The sequence below is a fragment of the Pseudomonas sp. 20P_3.2_Bac5 genome, assembly GCF_025466035.1.
Lineage (GTDB): Bacteria > Pseudomonadota > Gammaproteobacteria > Pseudomonadales > Pseudomonadaceae > Aquipseudomonas.
In genome coordinates, this window is sequence record NZ_JANLOA010000061.1 from 87,390 (window position 1) to 108,660 (window position 21,271).

Here is a 21,271-nt window from a genome sequence, read left to right on the forward strand (position 1 = left end):
ACACATGACCGTATTCAAGCCGATCGAAACCTACGCCGACGTCGACGCCAGCGACTTCACTTACAGCAACAGCCGTGACGCGGTGCTGCGCCTGCCCTTCCCCTATCCGGAAGACCAGTACATGTACTCGATGAACGTCGAGCCGCATGTGCCGTTCGGCGAGGGCGCGCTGCGCGGCCAGTTCGACATCGACGAACACTACATCTCCGAATGCCATCACCGCGCGCAGATCCTCGAAAGCCAGCCGGGCGTGCACTACGCCGCCCTGCCGCACATGATGGAAGCGCAGTGGGACTTGCTGGAACTGCTGATGGAGTCCTATTCCCGGGACTACCCCGAGCATTTCACCCTGGAGAAGAAAGGCACCCAGTGGCACTGGATCAACCGTCCGCTGCAGCTCGACGACACCTTCGTGTTCGGCGACGCCAGCACCCTGCCGATGGACCCGATGGAATACATCACCCGCCAGGCCCAGGGCGAATTCATCCTGCTCGAAGAGCGCGACGACACCCTGGTGATGGGCGCCGGCATGGCGACCCAGCGCGCCGACTACTCGCTGCGCTTCAACCTCGGCATGAGCTTCATGGAATTCCACGGCCCGGTGCCCAAGCTGCATGAAATGGGCATCCTGCAGCGCGCGCTGAAATTCCTCCTGCGCCTGCGTCCCGGCCACCCGGTGCGCCGCACCAACTGGTCGATCACCGTCAACCCGCGTCTGGAAACCTCCGCCGAGACCCTGCCGGACTGGGCGCCGGACCGCACCATCGTCACCGCAGAAAACGCCGGCGAGCTGGTCAACCTGCGAATCGAGCTGCAACCGCTGCACCGCCTGCCGCGCAGCAACGCCGTGCTGTTCCCGGTACGCACCTACCTGGTCAGCCTCGCTCAACTGGCCGAGTTCGCCCCGCAATGGGCCAAGCGCATGCACCGCGTAATCCGCGACCTCGACCAGGAACTGGTGGACTACAAGGGCTTCACCCGTTACCGCGAGGCCATGGTGACCTGGCTGTCGCAGTACGACGACGGCACGCCAGTCGACGAAAGTCAGCAGTAAATCTCCATCAGCGCGCCGATAATGGCGCGCTTTTTTGCGTGCACTCCGGGAATACACAATGAAAACAATACGCAACGTCCTGCCTGAAAGCTGGAGCCTGGTGTTCTCCGCCGCGGGGTCCGCCTACGGGGTTGGCCTGCTGGGACTCTGGGCCCTGCCGTTCCTGATCAGCGCCATCATCCACGACCTGCAACTCAACGAAGCCCAGGCCGGGTTGCTGATGTCGGCGGAATTCGGCTTCACCATGCTCGCTTCGCTGCTGGTCGCGCCGTTCATGGGCCGCGCGCCACGCCGCACGCTGGCGTTGGCCGGCACCCTGCTAGCGATCGCCGCCAACCTGGTCAGCGCCAACATCGAGAACCTCTACGCCCTCGCCGCCGTGCGCTGCATCGCCGGCATCGGCGCGGGCCTGGCCCTGGCCTGCGGCAACGCCGCGGTGGCCAGCGCCAAACACCCGGACCGCATCGCCGGGCACATGAACGTACTGTCGGTGCTGCTGATGATCGTGGTCATGCTCGGCTACGCCAAGGTCATGGCGCTGTACGGCCTGCCCGGCCTGTATTACGCGATGGCGGCGACCATGGCAGTGATGCTGCTGGCGATTCCGGCGATGGCCCAACGGGCACCGCTGCCAGAAACCGTTATCGCCAGCCCGGCCGGCGGCAAAGGCAATGTGCTGCTGAGCCTGCCCGCGGTTTGCATGATGCTCGCCATGTTCGTCTTTCAGGCCCGCGACACCATGGGCTGGGCCTTCGTCGAACGCATTGGCACCATGGTCGGCTACAGCGGCGATGAACTGGGCGTGCTGTTGTCGGTGCAATCGGTGGTCGGCCTGATCGGCCCGCTGCTGGCGGCGATGATCGGCAAGCGCTTCGGCATGAGCACCCCGGTGATCCTCGCGGTGCTGCTGACCGGCGGCACCAGCCTCGCCTATGTGCTGGGCGAACACTCCAAGACCATGTACACCGCCGGCGTCATGACCATCTGCATCACCTATTTCTACGCCCTGAGCTACCTGACCGGCCTGGCGGCGGAACTGGACCGTGAAGGTCGCGTGGTGGCGGCGGCCGGCAGCTTCCTCAGCCTCGGCCTGGCCGTGGGTCCGGCGATTTCTGGCGGGTTGATTTCCCTCGGCGGCTTCACCCTTGCGGCGTGGGGCATCGCCGTGACGGTGATCCTGACCCTGGCGCTGGTCAGCGTGCCGCTGGCGCGGATTCGCCGGGAGCATGTGGTGGCGCAGTTGGCGGCGGCTGTTTGAGCTGAGGGCCCCATCGCTGGCAAGCCAGCGATGAGGCCCCGACAGGCTAATGCAATTGCAACGTCGAATTGATCTGGCTGATCGCATCCACCACATGCTGCGAGCCCTGCTGGATCTCAAGGATCACTTCCCCGGCCTCATTGGCCAGTTCCACCCCCAGCCCGGTGCGGCTCAGGCTTGACTGCATGCTGGCCACGGCATTCAGCGACAGGTCGTGGTTCTGCCGCACCACCTCGACAATCTCCAGCGTCGCCTTGCTGGTGCGCGCCGCGAGGTTGCGCACCTCATCGGCCACCACCGCGAACCCGCGCCCGTGCTCACCGGCCCGGGCCGCCTCGATGGCGGCGTTGAGCGCCAGCAGGTTGGTCTGGTCGGCGATGCCGCGGATGGTCTGGACGATCTGCCCGATCAGTTCCGACTGGCGACTCACTGCATCGATGCTGCGCGCCGCTTCGTTGAGGTCGTGGGAGATTTCTTCGATCACATGCACGGTCTGCTGCACCACCTCCGAGCCCTTGCGGGCGCAGGCGTCGTTCTGCACCGAGGTGGCGTGGGCGGCCTCGGCGGCGGATTGCTGGGTGCAGACCTGCTGGGTGATGTCGCTGGCGAACTTGACCACTTTGTATAGCCGGCCATGGGTGTCGAAGATCGGGTTGTAGGAGGCTTCGAGGTAGACCATCTGACCCAGCTTGTTGACTCGCTCGAAGCGGTGCGAATGGTATTCGCCGCGGTTGAGCGAAGCCCAGAACGCCTTGTAGGCCGGCAACTCGCTTTCGCTCTTGTGACAAAACAGGCTGTGGTGCTGGCCGACCACCTCGTCGAGGCGGTAGCGCATGGTGGTGAGGAAATTGTCGTTGGCCTTGATCACCCGCCCGTCGGGGGTGAACTCGATGACCGCCATCGAGCGGCCGATGGCTTCGAGCAGGCAGTCAGCCTCGTGCTCGTGAACCACCCGTTCAGTGATATCGGTCGCCACCTTGATGATGCTGGTGACCTGCCCGCCCGTGCCGAACACCGGCATGTAGCTGGCCTCGAGCCAGATTTCCTGGTGCTGCCGGTTCAGTCGCACAAAGGTCCCGCTGCGCGGCTCGCCCCGCGCCAGGTCGCGCCAGAGCTGGCGGTAGTCCTCGGTCTTGGTGAAGGCTTCCTCGCAGAACATGCGGTGGTGTTGACCGCGGATGTCTTCGAGGCGGTAGCCCATGGTGTTGCAAAAGTGCTCGTTGGCGTCGAGTACTACTCCGTCGGGGCTGAACTCGATCATCGCCATGGAACGGCTGATCGCGGCCAGTTTCGCGTTGGCCTCAGCCAAGGCCCGGTTACACCGCTCGATTTCTGCAAGATCGGTTTTGCGATGGGAGTCAAACATGTCGCGCTCACTCCATGGGCGGAATTGAGCTAAGCGTAGATGCGCCAAAGCGCGCTGCAAGCAGTCTGCCAGCACCGCTTATCGGCTTTAATCAACTGCTTTCCCGCACCATCAGCTCGAAACCGAGGTCGCGGGTGAGCGCTTGCCCACTCTTTCCGTCGAGCAAGGCCAGCAGCGCTTGCGCCGCGTGATGGCCTACGGCGGCCCGTGGCGTGCGGATCGAGGTCAGTCGCGGGACCATATGGGCCGAGGCCGGCAGGTCGTTGAAACCGACCATCGCCACCTGTTCCGGCACCGCGATGCCCTGGCGTTGTGCTTGATAGATCGCGCCTTGAGCGAGGTCGTCGTTACAGAAGAACAGGCCGTCGATATCGCCGTGGCGGGCCAGCAACTGGCTGAACAACTCACCGCCCAGACCGATGGACGACGGCTGCGGCACCAGCAATTCCAGGGACGGATCGTACAACCCTGCCTCAAGAAGGGCCTGACGGAAGCCTTCGGCGCGCTGCATAACCCGTGCATCCAGTTGCGCGGCGATAAAGCCGAGGCGCCGCCGCCCGCGCTCGATCAAGTGGCGGGCCACGGCACGACCGGCGTCCTGCTGGGAGAAACCCACCGACAGCGTTCCCGGCGCGTGGCTCAGTTCCATCATGTGCACGCAAGGCACGCGGCTGGCGGCGAGCATCTGCCGGGCGGCGTCGCTGCGCTCGAAACCGGTGAGCAGCAGGCCGCGGGGCTGATAGGCCAGGTAATTGCGGATGAGGTTTTCTTCCACCGTGACGTCGTAGTGGTAATTGCCGATCAGCACTTCCAGGCCGCGAGGGCGCAGGACGTCATGAATGGCGTCGAGGGTTTCGACGAACAGTTGGTTGGACAGCGAAGGAATCAGCACCACCACCGACTGGCTCTGCGCCGACGCCAGGGCGCGGGCGGCCGGGTTGGCGACGTAACCCAGTTCAGTGGCAGCGGCGCGGACCTTTTCCACCAGATCCGGCGCCACCGTGGCGACACCGCGCAGGGCGCGGGACACGGTGATCGGGGAAACCCCGGAAAGCCGAGCCACTTCGGCCAGCGTGGGACGTCCGGTGGTGCGGGAGGTGCTGCGGGTCATGGGGGCTCGGGGGCAAGACGCAAAGACCGGCAAGGTTAGAGATGCGGCGGCGGGCTGGCAAGGATTCAGGCGGGTAGGTTTTTGGTGTGATTGAGGGTAGTAGCCACCAGGCGTATGCCGGAAGTTTTCCAGCGCTCTTGAGATCGAGCGCTACCCGCGCATCGCGAGCAAGCTCGCTCCTACCGCACCATGGCCTGCGGAAATAGCGTTGCGGGCCTTGGCGCATGCACGACTGTAGGAGCGAGCTTGCTCGCGATGCGCGGACAGCGCTCGATCTTGAGAGCGAAGAAAAACCCTCGGCTAGCGCCTGGTCACGATGAAATCTCCCTCAACCCAAACTCAAAACGCCGCTTTGAACACCGCCTCGATCTCCGCCTGGCTCGCCGGCCGTGGGTTGGTCAGGCCGCAGGCGTCTTTCAGGGCGTTGGCCGCGAGGATCGGCACGTCTTCCACCTTCGCCCCCAACGCCGCCAATCCCGGCGGGATGTCGATATCCCGGCTCAGTTGCTCGATCGCGGCTATCGCCGCCGCCGCGCCCTGCTCCGCGTCCAGTTCGCCCACCTGCGCACCCAGCGCCGCCGCGACATCCCGCAGCCGCGCCGCAGCCACACGGGCGTTGAAGCGCTGCACATGGGGCAGCAGCACCGCGTTGCACACGCCGTGCGGCAAGTCATAGAAGCCGCCCAACTGGTGCGCCATGGCGTGCACATAGCCCAGCGACGCATTGTTGAATGCCATGCCGGCGAGGAACTGGGCATACGCCATGTTCTCGCGCGCCTGCATGTCGGTGCCGTCCGCCACGGCCTGGCGCAGGTTGGCGCTGATCAGTTCGATGGCCTTCAAGGCGCAGGCATCGGTAATCGGCGACGCCGCGGTGGACACGTAGGCCTCCACTGCATGGGTCAGCGCATCCATGCCGGTGGCAGCGGTCAGTGACTTGGGCATGCCGACCATCAGCGCCGGGTCGTTGACCGAGAGAATCGGCGTGACGTTGCGGTCGACGATGGCCATTTTCACGTGGCGCGCTTCGTCGGTGATGATGCAGAAACGGGTCATTTCGCTGGCAGTGCCGGCGGTGGTGTTGATCGCCACCAGCGGCAGTTGCGGCTTGGCGGAGCGATCGACACCCTCGTAGTCGGCGATCTTGCCGCCGTTGGTGGCGCACAGGGCGATGCCCTTGGCGCAGTCATGGGGCGAACCGCCGCCCAGGGAAACCACGAAATCGCATTTCTCGCGTTGCAGCATCGCCAGGCCCTGCTCGACGTTGGCGATGCTCGGGTTCGGTTTGGCGCCATCGAACACCGCGGCATCGATATCGCGCAGCGCCAGTTGCTCGACGATCCGCTCGGCGACGCCGGCCTTGGCCAGGCCCGCGTCGGTGACGATCAAGGCCTTGCGAAAGCCGTAGCCGACAATCGCGGCCATCGCCTCGTCAAGGCAGCCGATACCCATGATATTCACGGCTGGAATGAAAAACGTGCTGCTCATGGTCTTGTCCCTCAGTGGCTTTATCTCGGTACTTTCAAGCATCCACCTGTCCTGATCAGCACGTGTTGATCTACGACAATTCAGCCAAGAAACAGCCGGTATGCCGGATTATCGGTCTCGTCCCAATAGCGATAACCCATGGCATCCAGCGCGCCCGGCAGGCCGTCGCGCTCCTCCGCTGGCACTTCCAGGGCGGCGAACACCCGGGCTTCGGCGGCGCCGTGATTGCGGTAATGGAACAGGCTGATGTTCCAGCGTTTGCCCAGGCTTTCGAGGAAGCCCAGCAACGCGCCCGGCCGCTCGGGGAATTCGAAACGCAGCACGCGCTCGTCCGCGCCTGGCCCGGCGTGCCCACCCACGGTGTGGCGGATGTGCAGCTTGGCCAGTTCGTTGTCGGTCAGGTCCACCACCTCGTAGCCCTGTTCACGCAGGCTGGCCAGCAGTGCGTCGCGCGGATCGTTTACTGGATGGGTCTGCACGCCGACGAACAACCGCGCTTCCTTGCCGGGGTAGTAGCGGTAATTGAACTCGGTGATCTGCCGCCGGCCCAGGGCCTGGCAGAAGGCGCGGAAGCTGCCGGGGCGCTCGGGGATGGTCACCGCGATCACCGCTTCACGCTGCTCGCCCAGTTCGGCGCGCTCGGCGACGTGGCGCAGGCGATCGAAGTTGACGTTGGCGCCGGAGTCGATCGCCACCAGGGTCTGCCCGCGCACGCCACGGGCGGCCACGTATTTCTTGATCCCGGCGACCGCCAGCGCGCCGGACGGCTCGGTGATGGAGCGGGTGTCGTCGTAGATGTCCTTGATGGCCGCGCACAGTTCGTCACTGCTGACGGTGATCACTTCGTCCACGTAGTGCCGGCAGACATCGAAGCAATGCGCGCCGATCTGCGCCACCGCCACGCCGTCGGCGAAGGTGCCGACCTGCGGCAGCACCACCCGCTCGCCGGCCGCCAGGGCCGCCTGCAGGCAGTTGGAGTCGTGGGGTTCGACGCCGATGACCTTGACCTCGGGCCGCAGGTATTTGACGTAGGCGGCGATGCCGGCGATCAAGCCGCCGCCACCGACCGGGACGAAGATTGCATCCAGCGGGCCCTGCTGCTGGCGAAGGATTTCCATGGCCACGGTGCCCTGCCCGGCGATCACGTCCGGGTCGTCGAAGGGCGGGACGAAGGTCGCGCCTTCGCTCTGCGCCAGTTGCAGCGCATGCGCGAGGGCACGGGGGAAGGCGTCGCCGTGCAGCACCACGTTGCCGCCGCGGGAGCGAACGCCCTCGACCTTGAGGGCCGGGGTGGTTTCCGGCATGACGATGGTGGCGACAATGCCCAGCTCGCGGGCCGCCAGCGCCACGCCCTGGGCATGGTTGCCGGCGGACGCGGTGATCACGCCGCGATCACGCTGGGCCTGGGTCAGCCGGCTAAGGCGGTTGTAGGCGCCACGGATCTTGAAGGAGAAGGTCGGCTGCAGGTCTTCGCGCTTGAGCAGCACTTGATTGCCCAGTTGCGCCGAGAGGGCGCGGGCCGGTTGCAGCGGGGTTTCAATGGCCAGGTCGTACACCGGAGCGGCAAGAATCCGGCGCACATAGTCCGACAGCAGGTTCGGTGCGACAACGGCTGTACTGGGGCATGCGGTGAGGCTGGTCATCGGTAACTCCTGGTTTTTTCAAAAAGCCCAGGAGTCGAGAGAAAGAACCCGCCTCCAGGGCGGGTTCGGTGCAAGTGCCAGCTAACCCGCCAATCTGATAATGGCGGTAATAATGCTGCGGGTCGGCACAAGCGGGAGGTTCGTCATACCAGCGAAACTAGCGAAGTGCCTTTACCAAGTCAACGATTGATTCAAAAAGCTTCCGGCAGCCACCTGCCAACGCCTCTGGCGACTGTCCCGCAAAAGCCGGCCGTTGGTTGGACAACCTCCAACTCCCCTGCTTGTATCTAGGTCCTACACACATGCAAGACGCGGATAACTCATAGCCTCTGAGGGGCCGGACCATGAGCGCAGGGATTCCTTACAAAGTCATGATGGTATTCGGCACACGCCCCGAAGCGATCAAGATGGCGCCGCTGGCGCGGGTCCTGCGCCAATGGCCGGACATCGACCTGAACATCTGCTCCACCGGACAGCACCGGGAAATGCTCCAGCAGGTCCTCAACGATTTCGGCCTGAACGTCGACGAAGACCTTCAGGTGATGACCCAGAACCAGACCCTCAACAGCCTCTCGCAGCAGCTACTCGGGCACATCGACTCCGCCTACGAGCGCTTCAAGCCGCGGATCGTGCTGGTCCACGGCGACACCACCACCAGCTTCATCGCCGCCCTCGCCGCCTTCAACCGGCAGATTCCCATCGCCCATGTCGAGGCCGGCCTGCGCACCGGCAACCTGCGCGCGCCGTGGCCGGAGGAAGCCAACCGCCGCCTGACCGGGGTCATCGCCGACTTACACTTTCCGCCCACCCGGGATTCGCGCGACAACCTGCTGCGCGAGGGCGTGCCGCTGGAGCACCTGGAAGTCACCGGCAACACGGTAATCGATGCGCTGCTGTGGATGCGCGAGTACCTGCACCGCAACGCCTGGCAACCGGCCGCCGACTCGCCGCTGCGCGCCCTGCGCGATGACCAGCGGATGATCCTCATCACCGGCCACCGCCGCGAGAACTTCGGCCCGGGCTTCGAACGCATCTGTCTGGCCCTGGCCGAGCTGGCGCTGCGCTACCCGGACGTGCAGTTCGTCTACCCGGTGCACCTCAACCCGCAAGTACAGAAAGCGGTGTACTCGCTGCTGTCGAACCAGCCCAACATCCTGCTCATCCCGCCGCAGAACTATCAGCATTTCGTTTGGCTGATGGACCGCGCCTACCTGATCCTCACCGACTCCGGCGGCGTCCAGGAAGAAGCCCCGGCGCTGGGCAAACCGGTGTTGGTGCTGCGCAAGGTCACCGAGCGGCCGGCGGTGCTGGAAGGCGGCACGGTCATGCTGGTGGGCACCCTGACCGAGCGCATCGTCCGCGAGACCAGTCATCTGCTTGATGACCCCGACACCTACGCACGCATGAGCCGGGTGTTTTTCCCCGTGGGTGACGGCCACGCCAGTGAACGCATCGCAGAACGACTCAGCCGCTGGCTGGAGGAAGACGCCAACGGGCCTGCGGCCTCATGAGTCTGTTCTGGGTCGATGCCCTCACCTATATCCTGTTCGGTTTGAAATGGCTGGCGATCATCCTCGCCAGCCTGATGTTCCTGCTCGGCCTGGATGACCTCTTCATCGATATCGTCTACTGGTCGCGCAAGCTGTTTCGCAGCCTGCGCATCTACGACAAACACGCGCGCGCCGACGAAAAACGCCTGTTCGAGGTGGCGGAAAAACCACTGGCGATCATGGTTCCGGCCTGGAACGAGGTCGGCGTGGTCGGCGAAATGGCGCGGCTGGCGGCCTCGACCATCGACTACGAGAACTACCAGATCTTCGTCGGCACCTACCCCAACGACCCGCAGACCCAGGCCGACGTCGATGCCGTGTGCCTGCACTACCCCAACGTGCACAAGGTGGTTTGCGCCCGCCCCGGCCCCACCAGCAAGGCCGACTGCCTGAACAACGTGATCGACGCCATCCTGCGCTTCGAGAGCGACGCCCGTATCGAGTTCGCAGGCTTCATCCTGCATGACGCCGAAGACGTCATCTCGCCCATGGAGCTGCGCCTGTTCAACTACCTGCTGCCGGCCAAGGACATGATCCAGATCCCGGTCTACCCCTTCGCCCCCGAGTGGAACGGGTTCACGGCCGGGCACTACGTCGACGAGTTCGCCGAGAACCACGGCAAGGACGTTATCGTCCGCGAGGCCCTCACCGGCCAGGTGCCGAGCGCCGGGGTCGGCACCTGTTTCAGCCGCCGCGCGATCAGCGCCCTGCTGGAAGACGGCGACGGCATCGCCTTCGACGTGCAGAGCCTGACCGAGGACTACGACATCGGTTTTCGCCTCAAGCAGAAAGGCATGAAGTGCATCTTCGCCCGCTACTCCATCAGCGATCCGAAACTGGCCCTGGAGCGGGTCTGGGCGCCGGGCATGAGCAAGGCGTTCGCCCAGGTGATCTGCGTGCGCGAACACTTCCCGCGGGACTGGCAGCACGCGATCCGGCAGAAATCGCGGTGGATCGTCGGCATCGTCTTCCAGGGCACCACCAACCTCGGCTGGAGCCGCAAGGGCGCGCTCAACTACTTCCTCTGGCGCGACCGCCGCGGGCTGTTCGCCTACTTGCTGGGGTTCCTGGTCAACCTGTTGTTGCTGGTGCTGCTGGTGATGCTGCTGATCACCGTGATCTTCCCCGAGTCCTGGCGCTTCCCGTCGATCCTCGGCGAAAGTGCGCTGCTCAGCACCCTGCTCTGGCTCAACGGTTTCCTGCTACTCAACCGGCTGTTCCAGCGCGCCTGGTTCGTCACCCGCTACTACGGCATTTTCCAGGGCCTGCTGTCGGCACCACGGATGATGTGGAGCAACTTCGTCAACTTCTTCGCCAACGTCCGCGCCCTGCGCCAGGTGCTGGAAATGGGTGATTCGCGGCGAGTGGCCTGGGACAAGACCACCCATGAGTTCCCCGCCCTGGCCGCGCCGGCGCGCACCCCGCTGGGCCAGCGCCTGATCGAAAAAGGCCTGCTCACCGAGCAGCAGCTGCAGGCGGCGATCACCTCCCCGGAACGCCGGCGCCTGGGCCGCGAATTGCTGATCCGCGGGCTGATCACCAGCGAACAACTGGCCGAAACCCTCGCCGAACAACTGGATTTGCCATGGGCGCCGCTGGACCCCTTCGCCATTGAGCCGCACCTGATCGCCCAGTTGCCGCGCAAACTCGCCGTGCATTACGGCGTGCTGCCGGTGGCCGAAGACGGCAAGACCCTGGTGCTGGCCAGCGAAAGCCCGGTCAGCCAGGTGTCGCTCGGGGCCATCGCCCGCCAGCTCAAACGCCCGGTCAGTTGTCGGCTGGCGCCTCAGGGCCGGGTCACCCTCGGCCTGCGCTATCACTACCCCAGCCCTTGGCAGAAGGAGGACACCCGGCAGATGCTCGCCGCACTGGAACAGCATCGCGATGACGCCGCGCTGATCGAACGGGTCAGCCATCACCAGGTACTGCTCGGCACCCTGCTGCAGACCCGCGGCATGGTCCCCGCCACCCTGTTCAACCAGGTACTGATCGACTTCGACCCGGAGCGCACAAGCCTGGGCGAGCACCTGATCGAACGCGGCATCATCACCGAACAGGTGCTGCAGGACGCCCTCGCCGAACAGGCCGCCGAACAACAGGCCGCCTTCCGGCTCATCCAGGAGGTGGCATGAGCCGCCGCGCGCCCCTGGCCCTCACCGGCCTGCTGCTGTGCCTGTATGGCGTGCCCACGGTCGCCGCGCCGATGAGCGACTTCGACCGCTTCCGCAGCTTCCCCTATATGGACCGCAGCTACCGCGAGGCGAAAAACAACAACTGGGCCGAGGTCGAGCGTCTCACTCGGCACCTGCTGGAACGTGTGCCGAACAACGACGAGGCCCGCGGCCTGTTGATCCAGGCGCTGGCGCACCAGGGCCGCTACCGCGACGCCGCGCAACTGGCCGAAGCCCAGGCCGCTGCCACGCAGCACGATGAACTGCTGGAACTGCGCCTGGTCTGGATCGAACAAGACCCGCCCGACGCCAGTGTCGTGGAGCGCTGGCTGCAGGACAGCGACCTCAACCAGCGCGTGCGCCTGTGGCAGGCCTACAGCCTGAGCCTGGGCAAGTCCGGCGGTCCGGCGAAAGCCCTGGCCTGGCTCAACCAGTTGCGCCCCCATGGCGACGACAATGTACTGCGCCAGGCCCGGGCCAACTGGGCAGAGCAGGTCAGCGACTGGAACGAAACCGTCGATCAGCTCGCGCCATTGGCCGCCAGCGGCACCCTCGCTGCCGACGACTGGCAACGCCTGGCCAATGCCTATGTGCAGCGGCTGGATGATGCGCCGCTGCAAAAGCTGCTCGCACAGGCGCCCTCGGAAGAGGTCGCGCGCAAGACCCGCCTGGCGATGGTCGACCGCGCCGTCGCCATGGGCCACGAACAGCAGGCCCGGCGCTGGCTGCAGTCGTTGCCGGAAGCCGACCGCAACCCCCCTCAACAACGCCAGCAGTTGCTGGAACTGGCCCGCCAGAGCGAGGACAGCGCACTGGTCCGGGAACTCAGCAACGACCTCCAGCGCCCTTGCCTGGAAACCGCCGAGTGGCTGTCGCGGCATGACTCGCAACAGGCGTTGGAGCAACTGCGCCAGTGCAATGCCGAGGATGATCCGAAAACCTGGTTGGTGCTCGCCCAGCGCCTGCACGCCGACGACCTGTTACAGAACCAGCGCCTGCCGCAACCGTGGGACAGCCAGCGGCAACAGCGTCTGCTGGAGGTCTGGCGCGAAGAAGGCAAGACCCGCCAGGTCATGGACTGGCTCGCCGCGCAGCCGCAGACCCCGACGGTGCTCCAGCAACGCGCCGAACTGCTGCAGAACAGCGGCCGTCGAGGCGATGCCAGCACCACCTGGATCACCCTCTATCGTCAGACCGGCAGCCTCGACGCCCTGAATCAGGCCTCCTACCTGATGCTCGAAGCTGGCCGCAAGGCCGAGGCGCGGAGCTTGCTGGAACAAGCTTACGACCGCCGTCAGGGACGCCTGTCCGCCCCGCTACTGCAACGCCTGGCCGGGCTTTACAGCCAGACCGATACGCCCCTCGATGCCCGACGTGTCAGCAGCCTGATCCCGCGTGTCGATCCGGCCAGCCGCGCCTTGCTGCTGGCGCGGCTGGCGGAAAGCGGCCAGTGCGATGCCGTGCGCGCGGCGATGCCCGGCGAACCGCGTGAGGTCGGCCAACTTCGGGCGTTGGGCCGTTGCGCAATGCCGGAGCGACCGGGCGAAACGGTGATCTATTACCAGGCCGCCGAACGCCTGGGCGACCGTGGCAGCCGCCTGCCGCTGGCCTATGCCCTCGACGCCGCCGGCGACCCGGCTGCGGCTGTGCGGATCTTCGACAGCCTGCCTGCCGCCGAATGGACCGACAATGCCCGCCTGACCGCTGCCAGCAGTGCGCTGAAAGCCGGCAACACCGCAAGCGCCGGGCAACACTGGAACAGCGCGGCCCATCCGCACGCCGACGACTGGGCGCTGGGCGCCGCCATCGCCGAACACCGTGGCGACCTGCCGCTGGCGCTGGAACGGCGTCGCCAGGCCCTGCAACACCAACCCCGTGCCGAGCACTACTACGACGCCTCGATCACCGCACAAAAAAACGGCGACCTGGCCCAGAGCACCGCCTGGCTGGCCGAAGCCGTGCACCTGGCGCCGCAGCAACCGCGCTACCGCGCCGACTACGGCATGCGCCTGGCCGGAGACAAAGACCCGGCCGTGCGCCGCCAGTCCATCCCGTACCTGCAACAGGCCACCCGCAGCTTCCCCGAGGATTACCGGATCGGCGAAACCCTGGCCTGGCGCTACGATGAGGTCGAGGACAGCGCCGCCGCCCGCAAGGAACTGCGCCGGGTGCTCGACGTGGAACAGGACCTGGTGGGCGGCGGCGACGAATACGGCAGCCTCGAAGCGCGCAAGTACCGGCAACGCCGCGCCCACGAAGCGTTGTCGCGGCGCGACAGCGTGACCCTGGCCAGCACCTGGTCACCGGCCGGAGTCTCGACCAACGACAACTTCCGCGCCGCCGACAACCCGCAACGCCGCGCCCAGTCGCAGAATGTGCAACTGGCCATGTGGGACCACGCCCTCGGCGAAGAACCCAGCCGCAACGGCAGCACCCTGTCGGTGTATGGGCGGGTGCTGTTCGGCGGCAGCGGCCGCAGCGACTACGCGCAGAGCATGGGCACCGGCGTCGGCCTGCGCTACAAGCCATTGGGCCAGGCCAACCTCAACCTCTACGCCGAGCTGTATCACCAGCGCCAGACCGACGCCGAGCACTACAACGGCCTGAGCCTCGGGCAACTGCTCAGCCCGGCCAAGGTCGGCGACAACTGGCAAGACCTGCGCAGCCACGCCGAAAGCAGCAACGACCTGCTGCTGCGGGCCACCGCCTCGTTCTTCGACCAGGGCGACTACCGCGCCGACTGGCGCGTCGATGAGGACGACTGGAACGAGCGCTTCCTCTACCTCGATGCCGCCTGGTGGACCCGCGCCGGCGACCATCAATGGCTGTCGCGCTACCAGCAGGGTCATACCTGGAAGCTCGACAGCCAGTCGCCGCAAACGCTGATGCCTTACGGCTTCGTCGAATTCGCCAGCCAGGACCCGAGCAACGACTGGCGCCAGGACCTGCGCGCCGGGGTCGGCCTGCGCTGGCAATGGTGGTTCGACGACGACCGCTACAACGCCTATCGCGGTTCACTGAAGGTACGCACCGAGTACCAGCAGTCCCTCGGCGGCAATCTTTACGAACGCGCCAACGGCGTGCTGCTGGGTGTGGAGCTGACTTTCTGATGCGTCGACTGTTGCTGCTGTTATTGCTGGTCTGCCTGCCGGTCGTCGCTGACCAGCGGGTGATCTATCAACCCCTGAACCAGGATGCCGTCCTGACCGCCGAACAGTGGCGCCAGCTCTGGCGCGACACCGTGCAGAACGGTGGGCGAACGCTGATCGTGCAATGGACGCGTTACGGCGACGAGCGCTTCGGCGGCGGCTCCGGCTGGCTTGCCACCAGCCTGCGCGAAGCCCATGCCCAGGGGCTGGAACTGGTGGTCGGGCTGCATATGGACAGCGCGTACTACACCCGCATCAATGAACTGGACAGCGCGGGCCTGGCCGCCTACTGGCAAGCGCAGCTCGGCGAGTCCCTGACCCAGCAGCGCGAAGTACGCGACCAGTGGAAACTGCCGGTAGCCGGCTGGTACCTGCCGATGGAGCTGGACGACCTGCACTTTCAGGCCTCCGATCGCCGCGAGGTGCTGTACACGCAACTGCAGGAATTCAACCGCAAGCTCGATGGCCCGCTGCACCTGAGCGCCTTCAGCACCGGCAAGCTGGCACCGGGGGTGCAGGCGAGCTGGTTCGCCGAACTGGCGGCACTCAAGCTCAACCTCTGGTGGCAGGACGGCAGCGGCACCGGCCGCCTCAGCCCGCTGGTGCGGCAACGATACGCCGACGCCCTGCCGTGCGAGGTGGGCATCATTCGCGAAGCGTTTCGCCAGGTCAGCGCCGAGGGCGAGGCCTTCCGCGCGGTACCCCGCGCCCCGACCATGGGTGCGAGGTGTCATACCGAAGCGGTGTTCGCGCTGAATTACCGGCCTTGGGCTAAAGTGCTGCCCAGTGCGCCGCGATGAGGCCCTCAAGCTCTCCATACATTTAGAAGCCATGTACAAAACCATCGAAAACCAGCTCCGCAAACACACCGCCCCCGCCGCGATCCGCGCCGAGTTCCGTCAGCACGACTTCGATCGCCTGCGCGGTTTCTGCCTGCTGGTGTTCTGCCTGAGCATCGCCATCTGGGTGCTTTTCGACCTGCTGCTGAGCTTCATCGGCGGCCAGGGCTTCACCTACCGCTCGATGCTGTTGATCAGCGGCATGTGCATCCTCACGGTGGTCCTGCTGTTCGTGCGCAAGGCCGATCACTTCAGCGTGCTCAACCTGCTGTTCGTCAGCCTCATGGCCTTCGCCGTGCACTGGGTGGTGGACGACACCCTGGGAGACCTGCAAGCCGGCTGGCTGATCATGGCGGCGTCGAGCATCCTCTACTCGATCTCGGTGCTGCCTGTGCGGCGCTGGTCCTATTTCGCCAGCGCCCTGGTCACCTGGCTGCTGCTCAACCCGTTCCAGGCCGACGGCACCGTGCTGTTCGACCTGCGCGGCCTGATGATCATCAGCTATGCCGCCTTCATCACCGGCCTGACCTTCCACAGCTACAGCGTGTTGCGCGAGTCCAAGCTGCAGAATTTCTACATGTCGCGCCTGCTGCTGGACCAGGCCTACATCGACGTGCTCACGGAAATCCCCAATCGCCGCTCGTTCATGACCCAGGCCGAGCAGCACCTCAGCGCCGACGAGGAAGGCCAGGGCCGCTACCTGGCGATGATCGACATCGACAACTTCAAGCGGGTCAACGACCAGTTCGGCCATGACAGCGGCGACGTCGTGCTCAAGCGCATCGCCGCCAATATCAAGGCCAGCATGAACGAGTTCGTCTATGCCCGGCTGGGCGGCGAGGAGTTCGTGATCTACCTCTGGGGCCTCGACCAGCAGGCTACCGAAGAACGCGTGGCGGCGCTGTGCGCGCTGGTGCGCGAGACTCCGGGCGACCACCCGGTGACCATCAGCATCGGCCTGACCCGCATCGAGGCCGGTGACAACCTGAGCAACGCCCTCGGCCGGGCGGATGCCGCGCTGTACGACGCCAAGCATGAGGGCAAGGACCGCTATGTGTTGTGGCGGGCACCCGATGCGTCGATACCGGCTCACGTGGAGTGAACCGGATCAGTTCACTGCGCTCGCCATGGCGTGTTGCTGGATCGATAGATTCGCCCGCTGCAAAATCTCGCCATGAGCCCACAATGGCAAGGGAATGACAATAAAGCCGTGATGGTCGGAGAAGTCATCGAGCACTGTCAGGTGCAAGATGGCAATACCGCTCGCCGTGGAAGCCGCCGAAAAAATACCGTCCTCCGTGACGTTGCAGGTAGCGGGCATGAGCATTCGCTCAAGCACATAGTCGCCCACCTCGTTCAGATTGACCGGAACGCCTTTGCGCAGAACCTGAAGCTGGACGCGATTGGTTTCAGGCTGGCTCTGCGCGCTGATGAACATCGGCACCGAGGGGGTAACGTTCAGTACCAGTATCGTGATGTCCTGTTCGTCTTCCGGGGCATGGGAATACGTGCTTTTGACGCGCACCCTCTCCAGATAAATGGCCTGCTTTTGCGTGCCTGGAGCGGCCGCCTGGTAGGTACAGCTCAGCCGGTTGGTTGCTGTACTGAGCGTTCCGCCCATGCCAGGGGAAACAATCCGCCAGGACAGCGTCGACGCGTGCGAGGAGGGAATTGCCGCCGTCATGCTGACGCTCTTCCCGGCGCTGCAGACCTCAAACGTCGGTGAAACCGCCAAGGGGTGTTTCAAAATGGAAACCAGTGCGCAAGAGCGCAAATCCCGCCCTGCGACTTTCCAACTGGCCGATACCGTGACGTTCTCGCAATCACTCTTCATCGACGCGGGCTCAGGCGGAACGTAATTGCCAACGGTGCTGATAGAGCCGACGTTGCTGTTGGCCGGATCCGTTCCACGCGCACTCCAGCTCAGTACCCAGTTACTCACCGGAGGTACTGTGGAGAAGCCGAAATAGGCCCCCGCCCAGATAACCGGAAATGCCGGAGTGACGTCATACACACTGCTCGACAGTTGAAGGTCGCCGTACCACCCTTGATGCGCCGCCGGTTGCCCACTAAAGCTGATGTCGTTCACTAACACCTGATAGTGGTCACCAAAACCGATGCTACTCATGACTTCGGGGGGGGCTCCTCCACCGGTATCCCCGGGAAACTCCTTCGCGGAGTCCCAGAACGTCAGGGTCGATATCGTGTAGCGCTTGGACGCGGTGTGCTCTGGTATCGGGTACAGGAAGTCCGGGCCAGGAAATGAACCGTCGGCGTTCTTTTCGAAACGCACGAACATCAGCAGTGCGCCGCCTCCCAGCGTGGAAGATGAGCTATCCCGCGTTCCGGGGACGGGCATGACGCGCATGACAACCTTTTTCGGCACGGGAAAATCATCGGCGAGCTGGCCCAGATCGTACATCCGTTGTGCTTCAGGCAGGCTCTGAAAGACATGCTTGAAGCGCTGGCCAATTACCTGCTGAGACTGTGTGTCGAGCACGAAGTTGGCCGAGAACTCGGTGCCCTTGCTGATATCCAGGACAATTCTTCGACCGTCACCCACCTGCCCGGTCAGTTCCGTCAGCGGCACGCCCAAGGTCAGTTGAGGCCCGCCAACGGGCAGCAGGTTTCGGACCGTGCCGATGTAAGGCACGGCGCCCGTTATCGTTACCTCCGTGATGATCGTTCCGCTGATGCAGTCCATGCTCAGGCGCAGCGAGTCACCTTCAAATGAAGCCACCGGCGCCCTGAGCCTGATGCCCTGCATGTGTTCGGTGGAGTGCGTGAGGTCGATGCTTTGAGAAATTGCCGGTATGAAGTCGCTTTGGCTGAACCGATGGATGTACTGCTGTTGAAGCAGTTCGTTGATCATGTCCCGATCATAGGCAACGATCATCTCCCAGCCCAGACCTCTGGGCCCGCTTGCAAGCCAGGACTTCAGTTGCGCCAGCGAAGGTTTGGCCATGTTGAAGCCCCTCTCAGAAGGACTTCAGTAAGCCTCTTGGGGCATGAGCGACACAACTGGCATTTTTATCAGGTCAACCCGCCAAACCGCTTGTAAAACCCCTCACCCGCTTCGGGCAACGGCCCGTCTGCCGTCTCCATCGCCGCCTCCAGCCACTGCTCGGCGGCGGCGTGGATCAACCGGTAGATATTGCGGCACAACTGCCGCGCCGCGCGGCCTTCCCAATCACCCGGCAGCAGTTCGTCCGGCAGTTGCGGATCGCGCAGCAGCAGCTTGCGGTACTCATGGATCAGCAGCACCCGCGCCAGGAAACAGGCTTTCGGGTCGAGGGTGTCCTGTTCCTTGAGGCTCTGCCACAGCGGCCGGAACAACTGGATGAACTCGCTGTAGTGCGCCGCCAGCTCGTCGATCTTCCAGCTTTCGCGCACCTGCATGCGCAGCGCCTTGGAGGCCAGCACGTCCTGGGCGGTGGTTTCGAAGAGGATGGTGTCTTCCTGGGCGCCGAGGTCCGCGAGGGTGGCGCTGACATCCGCACGCTCGCAGCGCGGGCAACCCAGCACGCCGGGGGAAATGGCGCCGAAGCCTTGCCATTCCAGTTCCTCGCGGACTTCCTTGCGCTTGTCCTGCGGCAACTGGGTCAGCACCGCCAGGCACCAGGAGCCGTCCCACGCCGGTGGATTAGCGGCATAGACACGCTTGAAGGCTTTTTCGAAACGCCGCCGCCCGGTGCCGGTGAGGCTGTAGTAGCTGCGCCGGCCGACTTTCTCGGCGGTCAGCCAGTTTTCCTTGGTCAGGCGAAAGATCGAGGTGCGAATCAGCCGTTCGTTGATGCCCATGGGTTCGAGCAACTGGATCAGGCTGCCCAGCCAGACCGTCCCGCCACGGGGTTCGATGGCATCGCCATAGAGGGTGATGATCAGGGAACTGGCGCGAACCGGGGTCTGCTGCTGGAAGCGGTCGATCAGGTGGTCGAGTGGCGTGAGGGACGACATAAGCGTTCCGGTCAGAAAAGGAAGGAATATACCCGCGCGCCCGCGGCATGACCATGCTCGGCGCGCGCCGGCGGTTCAGGCGCCGCCCGGTAATTTCGGGCGCACGGCGTCGTCACGGTAACGGCCGCGGCCGGCCTCGATTTCACTCAGCGGCTCGCACTCGCGCAGGCTTTCAAGGCAACGCCTGGTCAGTTGCTGATAGGCGCGGGTGCCGGTCTGTTTCCAGGCCACTTCGTCGTCGCTCAGGCGCCGGGTCACCTTTGCCGGCGAGCCCAGCACCAGCGATTGCTCCTCGCAGTGGAACCCGGCCTTGACCAGCGCGCCCGCCGAGACGATGCAGCGCGGGGCGATGCGGGCGTTGTCGAGCACCACCGCGTTCATCCCGATCAACGCGTCCTCGCCCACCCGGCACCCGTGCAACACCGCACCGTGGCCGACATGGCCGTTGCGCTCGATCACCGTATCGCTGGCCGGAAAGCCGTGCATGACGCAGGTGTCCTGCAGGTTGGCGCCCTCCTCCAGGACGATCCGTCCGAAGTCACCGCGCAGCGCGGCCAGCGGGCCGACGTAGCAGTTCGGCCCGATGATCACATCACCGATCAATACCGCCGACGGGTGCACGTAGGCGGTGGGGTGAATGACCGGGGTCAGGCCGTCAATGCTGTAACAAGTCATGCCATTTCTCCTCGAAAACGATACGCAACAGGCGGACTAACGAAAACCCTTAACACGAGGTTTTACTTAGGAATAACGGACTTCCCTGAGTATTACAATCGATCATTGGACACATTTTTCATTGTCTATATTGTTTTTCTGTATCGCATTATGCCTATACTTTGGCGAAACGGCCATCGAGCCCGTCCAACAATAAAACGCCGACCCTCGGGTCCGGCGAGCCTTGCGAGGAAGTCGTCATGCCGCACACCCTTGTGGTGCAGGCGCATCAGGCCACCCGCCTGATCACCCTGCATCGTCCACATGCACTGAATGCCCTGACCACCGAACTGCTGGGCGAGCTGGCGGACGAACTGCAACGCTGCGCCGATGACCCTGAGGTCCGCGCCGTGGTCATCACCGGCAGCCGCAAGGCCTTCGCCGCCGGCGCCGACCTCAACGAGATGGCCGAGCGCGACCTCGTCGGCATGCTCGACGACCCGCGCCAGGCCTACTGGCAACAAATCACCCGCTTCCCCAAACCGCTGATCGCCGCGGTCAACGGCTACGCGCTGGGCGGTGGCTGCGAACTGGCGATGCACGCCGACATCCTTATCGCCGGCGACGACGCCCAGTTCGGCCAGCCGGAAATCAACCTCGGCATCATGCCCGGCGCCGGTGGCACCCAGCGTCTGCTGCGGGCGGTGGGCAAGTCGCTGGCAATGCAGATGGTCCTCGCCGGCGAATCCATCAGCGCCCGTCGCGCCCTCGATGCCGGGCTGGTCAGCGAAATCACCCTGCCGGAACTGACCGTCGAACGCGCCCTGCAGATCGCCCAACGCATCGCTACCAAAGCGCCGCTGGCGGTGCGCCTGGCCAAGGAAGCTCTGCTCAAGGCCCAGGACCTGGACCTGGCCAGCGGCCTGCGCTTCGAACGCCACGCCTTCACCCTGCTGGCCGGCACCGCCGACCGCAACGAAGGCATCCGCGCCTTCCAGGAAAAACGCCCGGCCGATTTCAAAGGCCGTTAA

At 64.8% G+C, this 21,271-nt stretch carries 15 protein-coding genes and 1 pseudogene; 8 read left to right on the plus strand and 8 right to left on the minus strand.

All coding sequences use genetic code 11. The annotated features are described in order from the left end of the window. Positions 1-4 precede the first annotated feature (4 nt). Together NTD88_RS10210 and NTD88_RS10215 are read left to right on the plus strand one after the other, a co-directional pair. Positions 5-1,054, plus strand: coding sequence for a heme-dependent oxidative N-demethylase family protein (locus NTD88_RS10210; protein ID WP_095155043.1), 1,050 nt, complete (start codon positions 5-7; stop codon positions 1,052-1,054). Between the two features lie 58 nt (positions 1,055-1,112). Continuing rightward, entirely contained in the window at positions 1,113-2,312 is a 1,200-nt protein-coding gene (locus NTD88_RS10215; protein ID WP_262129345.1) for an MFS transporter, read from the plus strand. 46 nt (positions 2,313-2,358) lie between these two features. Here NTD88_RS10215 and NTD88_RS29190 read toward each other — a convergent pair whose 3' ends face one another. The 5 genes and pseudogenes from NTD88_RS29190 to ilvA form a co-directional block, all read right to left on the minus strand. Next, complete coding sequence (locus NTD88_RS29190; protein WP_225422445.1) at positions 2,359-2,853, minus strand: methyl-accepting chemotaxis protein; 495 nt, start codon at positions 2,851-2,853, stop codon at positions 2,359-2,361. A gap of 42 nt (positions 2,854-2,895) precedes the next feature. Continuing rightward, positions 2,896-3,678 (minus strand): annotated as a pseudogene (locus NTD88_RS29195) (PAS domain-containing protein); the annotation flags it as partial. Between the two features lie 91 nt (positions 3,679-3,769). Further along, positions 3,770-4,789 (minus strand): LacI family DNA-binding transcriptional regulator, encoded by a 1,020-nt coding sequence (locus tag NTD88_RS10230; RefSeq protein WP_095155046.1) that lies wholly within the window; start codon positions 4,787-4,789, stop codon positions 3,770-3,772. 339 nt (positions 4,790-5,128) lie between these two features. Then, positions 5,129-6,277: an L-threonine dehydrogenase gene (gene yiaY, locus NTD88_RS10235; protein WP_262154920.1), complete on the minus strand. Its 1,149-nt coding sequence runs from the start codon at positions 6,275-6,277 to the stop codon at positions 5,129-5,131. 80 nt (positions 6,278-6,357) lie between these two features. Continuing rightward, the gene (ilvA, locus tag NTD88_RS10240) at positions 6,358-7,920 is read right to left on the minus strand and encodes a threonine ammonia-lyase, biosynthetic (protein ID WP_262154921.1); all 1,563 of its coding nucleotides are present in this window, start codon (positions 7,918-7,920) and stop codon (positions 6,358-6,360) included. Between the two features lie 356 nt (positions 7,921-8,276). Between ilvA and wecB the strand changes: the two genes are divergently transcribed. The 5 genes from wecB to NTD88_RS10265 are packed head-to-tail and all read left to right on the plus strand — an operon-like array spanning position 8,277 to position 16,731. Then, complete coding sequence (wecB, locus tag NTD88_RS10245) at positions 8,277-9,431, plus strand: non-hydrolyzing UDP-N-acetylglucosamine 2-epimerase (protein WP_315975151.1); 1,155 nt, start codon at positions 8,277-8,279, stop codon at positions 9,429-9,431. Continuing rightward, positions 9,428-11,602 carry a cyclic di-3',5'-guanylate-activated glycosyltransferase NrfB gene (nrfB, locus tag NTD88_RS10250; RefSeq protein ID WP_262154923.1) on the plus strand — a complete coding sequence of 725 codons (2,175 nt, stop codon included), beginning with the start codon at positions 9,428-9,430 and terminating at the stop codon, positions 11,600-11,602. The genes wecB and nrfB overlap by 4 nt, the downstream gene beginning before the upstream one ends. Beyond that, positions 11,599-14,751 (plus strand): NfrA family protein, encoded by a 3,153-nt coding sequence (locus NTD88_RS10255; RefSeq protein ID WP_262154925.1) that lies wholly within the window; start codon positions 11,599-11,601, stop codon positions 14,749-14,751. The genes nrfB and NTD88_RS10255 overlap by 4 nt, the downstream gene beginning before the upstream one ends. Next, entirely contained in the window at positions 14,751-15,590 is an 840-nt protein-coding gene (locus NTD88_RS10260; RefSeq protein ID WP_262154926.1) for a DUF4434 domain-containing protein, read from the plus strand. Before NTD88_RS10255 ends, NTD88_RS10260 begins: the two co-directional genes overlap by 1 nt. Before the next feature lie 31 nt (positions 15,591-15,621). Further along, entirely contained in the window at positions 15,622-16,731 is a 1,110-nt protein-coding gene (locus tag NTD88_RS10265; RefSeq protein WP_262154927.1) for a GGDEF domain-containing protein, read from the plus strand. Between the two features lie 6 nt (positions 16,732-16,737). Here NTD88_RS10265 and NTD88_RS10270 read toward each other — a convergent pair whose 3' ends face one another. From NTD88_RS10270 to paaY, 3 genes are all read right to left on the minus strand, one after another. Next, positions 16,738-18,594, minus strand: coding sequence for a hypothetical protein (locus tag NTD88_RS10270; protein ID WP_262154928.1), 1,857 nt, complete (start codon positions 18,592-18,594; stop codon positions 16,738-16,740). Between the two features lie 68 nt (positions 18,595-18,662). Further along, complete coding sequence (paaX, locus tag NTD88_RS10275) at positions 18,663-19,586, minus strand: phenylacetic acid degradation operon negative regulatory protein PaaX (protein WP_095155050.1); 924 nt, start codon at positions 19,584-19,586, stop codon at positions 18,663-18,665. A gap of 75 nt (positions 19,587-19,661) precedes the next feature. Then, on the minus strand, positions 19,662-20,261 hold the full coding sequence (gene paaY, locus NTD88_RS10280) for a phenylacetic acid degradation protein PaaY (protein ID WP_095155051.1): 600 nt from the start codon (positions 20,259-20,261) through the stop codon (positions 19,662-19,664). A 239-nt stretch (positions 20,262-20,500) separates the two neighbouring features. Here paaY and paaF point away from each other — a divergent pair, with 239 nt between their 5' ends. Further along, positions 20,501-21,271, plus strand: coding sequence for a 2,3-dehydroadipyl-CoA hydratase PaaF (gene paaF / locus NTD88_RS10285; RefSeq protein ID WP_262154929.1), 771 nt, complete (start codon positions 20,501-20,503; stop codon positions 21,269-21,271).